Here is a 3,141-nt window from a genome sequence, read left to right as displayed (position 1 = left end):
CGCTTGTCCGGTTCTGAGAGGGGCCGGGTCGCAACTTGGACCACGGGCGAGATCATGTGGCACCGCCAGGAAACTAGGCGGCAAACAGAGAACACAAACGTCGCCCTACCGTCCGGGGAGTGCCCGGCCTACTCAAAACACCGCAGCCCGCTAAGCGCTCCTGAGCCGCGCGGAACGCCCCGACCGTCAAGGCATCCGTCTCCCAGGCGGAACCGTCCACGAAGGCCGTGTCGTTACGGCACGGCGCAATCCGGTGAATCTCGACAAAAGCGGTCGGTCTTGGCTGGGCGGCATGGGTCATGGTCCCGCCATAGCGTGGAGACAGAGCGAGGGACAAGAGAGTAAGGGGGAGAAGCAAAAAAACGCCAACTGCGTCAAAGCCGCTTGGCTATCTCACTGAGTGGAATAAACAGACGTCTTTCATGGCCGGTAAAGCGCTGGAAACCCAACCGCGCGTAGAACGCGGCGGCATGATCGTCCTTGGCATCGACGATCAGCGCATAGATCGCCGGGTCTGCCCGAATGGCCCGCGCAGCGGCATCGACCACCATCAATCCGCCCCATCCCTGGCCCTGGTAGCGACTGTCCACCGCCAGGCGACCGATCAGCCCGGCAGGAAGAACAGGATAGCGGGGCAACCGTTTGGACAGACGCTCGGGCAAGGCCGTAAGCGGCACACTGGAGGCGGAAAAGGTGTAGTAACCCACAACCCCGTCAACGACATCGGTCAGGACAAAGCAGTTGGTCAGGCGGCGGCGCACATCTTGGGTCACCTGTTCCCTGAAATACCGGTCCAAAGCCTCAACGCCGCTGCAAAAGGCAGCGCGCTCATGCTTTCCAAGCGCAACGATCTGAAATCCCTCTGCAATCACGGATTGGACTCGGTCAGGCTGCGGTAGCGCGCAACGGCCCGCTCCATAGATGGCGTCAAAGGTTCGGGATTAAGAATGGATTCGGCAAACCGGCGCTGATCCTCGACCGACAGACGAATAATGCTGGCCTCCTCGATGGTTCGGTGGGCGATCTCTTGAGCGGCGGCGACAACGAAGTCACTCACGCTGCGGCCCTGTAGCTCGGCGGCACGTTTGAGCACGGTCAGCACGTCGGGAGCTATCCGGGCTTCAAGGCGGGCGGTACGGGTTGGTTCTCTGGGCATCCTGGTGTCCTCGCTTTCTCTCTTCTTAATGTACGTTATTAAGCCGTACATTTAAAAAACTATTTTCAGAAAGGCTCTTTATGGATTCCGGACAGCTGGACCTGTAGGAAGCCCAAGAGTCGGCCGGATACGTCCGCACTTATCGCTTAACCCGCTGTTTTATATGGCAACCGTGATGGCGTCGAGCGACCCTGTTCGATGAATCCCAGGGACCTGTCTGGAACGCATAAAGAGCCTCGTTTTTATCCCTCGGTCGCGTTGTTTCAGTGGTTGCATGCCCAGGGTTGGGGGTATCGGTTGCGGTTGAAGGGCAATCATGTGGTCGATGTCGGGCGTGCGGACATCACCTGCACCGCCGATTTGGCCAAGGGCGTCTCGTTGGGTTTCGCGCCGGGGGCACGTTTGTTTCAGGACGGCGTCGAGACCAACATTGGCATCTGGCATGAAGCCGGGCATGAGGAGGCGTGGATCATTGCCATGGACTGCCAGCCCACGGCGGCTGCGATCCGTGATTACGGCTTGCGCTGGAGCATTGAGCCGATGTTCTCGGATTTCAAAACACGTGGGTTCGGTCTGGAAGACACGCAACTGCGCTACGCTGACCGCGTCGACCATTTGGTGTTGATCCTGAGCCTGGCGATGCATTGGTGCACCGATACCGGCCGTCGCGATGCTTTGGAATCACCGACGCCGCTGGAACAAAAGGCGGCTGAACAAACCGATCCCGACCACACACTGGATCTTTCGCAAGCTTGCCCGCTCCTGTCTATCCTGGTTTCAACGGGGGCTGAGAAAACTCCTGCGGCTCGCTGAACGTGGGCGCCCCTTGCCCTGCTTCGTCCCCTCAGGATGAAACTGATAGGTGGTGAGGCTCTCCCGCTCCATGACGTGACACCAGTGGCAGGTCGAATAGCCGATGGAGAGGAACACCAGCTTGCCCTCCTGACGCGCCCGCTCAAAGGCCTCGGGTCCCCAGGGGTACCAGTCGACCGGGTTGTGGGCGTGCTGGAGGAGGTAGGGCGAGCGCTCCAGGATGAGACGGTTGGTGAAGAGCGGCCGACCGTCTGGGTGCAGATGCTCGGTGCGTGGGTGGTAGTCAGGCCCTCTGTCTGCGAGCGCGGCATCAAGCCGGCGTTGCAGCTCAGGCGGGCGCGTGGCGGCGGCTGGCAGCGCCTCCGCATTGGCGGACCCTCCGCCGAGCATGCCCAGCATCAAGAAAAAAGCGGCGTTGCGCATGGACAGCATCCTCGTCATCAAGCGACTCCACCGGCGGGCCGCGCGTATTCCGACTGGGTTGGCCTGGACCGGCCGCGGGGCGCAGCAGCGCTACCTCGGCGCCCTCATCCGGTCTTGCGCGCCGTCGCGCCGCGGTTACTGTGCGTGACAGCGGCCGCGTGGCGGCCCGGACATTTAAGCAGGTGGGGGATAGAGGGCATCGAGCGCAAGGGTGCGTTGATAGGGTACGTTGATAGGGCTGCACGATCTGAACCTGAAAACGCCTGAGTTCGCGCGGCGAGCGCACCCCGCAGGCGTGGGCGATGAGGCCGACCTCACGGGTGATGTTCTCGGCATAGGCCGCGACGCGCGCCGCCTTGGTCGGTGGATAGAGCCCCTTCTGGAGCCTGGGGCGTGGCTGGTGATGCCAGTCGGACGCGTGTTCTTAAGATCGCATTTGGGCGCTTGGATGCAGCTCCGCGTGAACATGAAGCCACGCGCCGAGCAGACGCAGTCGGCACCAATGCATAAGACCCAGGCGACGTCCGCTGGCGTGAACAGCTTGCTCAAGGCGATGACAGGGCGAGCGCGTATAAATTCTTAACCAACCACAACCTTAGCGCGGTAGTCATCGTTCCAGGTGGCCTTGCGGCGCTTCTTGGACATGCGCTGCTTGGAGGGCTCTTGTTCCAGCAGATTCATGCAAAGGTGACGGATCGAGGTCAGAATCGCTGGAGCATGGCCTTTGCGGATGCGGCAGGCGTCTTCGC

General features: G+C 61.4%; 4 protein-coding genes and 1 pseudogene. 1 reads left to right on the top strand and 4 read right to left on the bottom strand.

Annotated elements, in window-relative coordinates:
- Positions 1 to 374: 374 nt before the first annotated feature.
- Together CKO23_RS24195 and CKO23_RS24190 are read right to left on the bottom strand one after the other, a co-directional pair.
- Complete coding sequence (locus tag CKO23_RS24195) at positions 375 to 872, bottom strand: GNAT family N-acetyltransferase (protein ID WP_200335972.1); 498 nt, start codon at positions 870 to 872, stop codon at positions 375 to 377.
- A complete protein-coding gene (locus CKO23_RS24190; protein WP_200335970.1) occupies positions 869 to 1,156 on the bottom strand; it encodes a type II toxin-antitoxin system TacA family antitoxin in 288 nt (95 codons plus the stop codon). The genes CKO23_RS24195 and CKO23_RS24190 overlap by 4 nt, the downstream gene beginning before the upstream one ends.
- Positions 1,157 to 1,354: 198 nt before the next feature.
- On the opposite strand from CKO23_RS24190, the gene CKO23_RS24185 reads away from it, so the two are divergent.
- Complete coding sequence (locus CKO23_RS24185; protein WP_200335969.1) at positions 1,355 to 1,969, top strand: transposase; 615 nt, start codon at positions 1,355 to 1,357, stop codon at positions 1,967 to 1,969.
- A gap of 57 nt (positions 1,970 to 2,026) precedes the next feature.
- Here the strand turns inward: CKO23_RS24185 and CKO23_RS26655 are convergent.
- Together CKO23_RS26655 and CKO23_RS26835 are read right to left on the bottom strand one after the other, a co-directional pair.
- Positions 2,027 to 2,401, bottom strand: a pseudogene (locus CKO23_RS26655) (DUF255 domain-containing protein); the annotation flags it as partial.
- 165 nt (positions 2,402 to 2,566) lie between these two features.
- The gene (locus tag CKO23_RS26835; RefSeq protein ID WP_200335968.1) at positions 2,567 to 2,941 is read right to left on the bottom strand and encodes a glutamate synthase-related protein; all 375 of its coding nucleotides are present in this window, start codon (positions 2,939 to 2,941) and stop codon (positions 2,567 to 2,569) included.
- Positions 2,942 to 3,141: the final 200 nt, after the last annotated feature.

Source organism: Thiocystis violacea (assembly GCF_016583565.1).
In the GTDB taxonomy this organism is placed as follows: Bacteria; Pseudomonadota; Gammaproteobacteria; order Chromatiales; family Chromatiaceae; genus Thiorhodococcus; species Thiorhodococcus violaceus_A.
The sequence above is the reverse complement of the archived record's forward strand: the minus strand, read 5'-3'. Positions and strand labels throughout refer to the sequence as shown.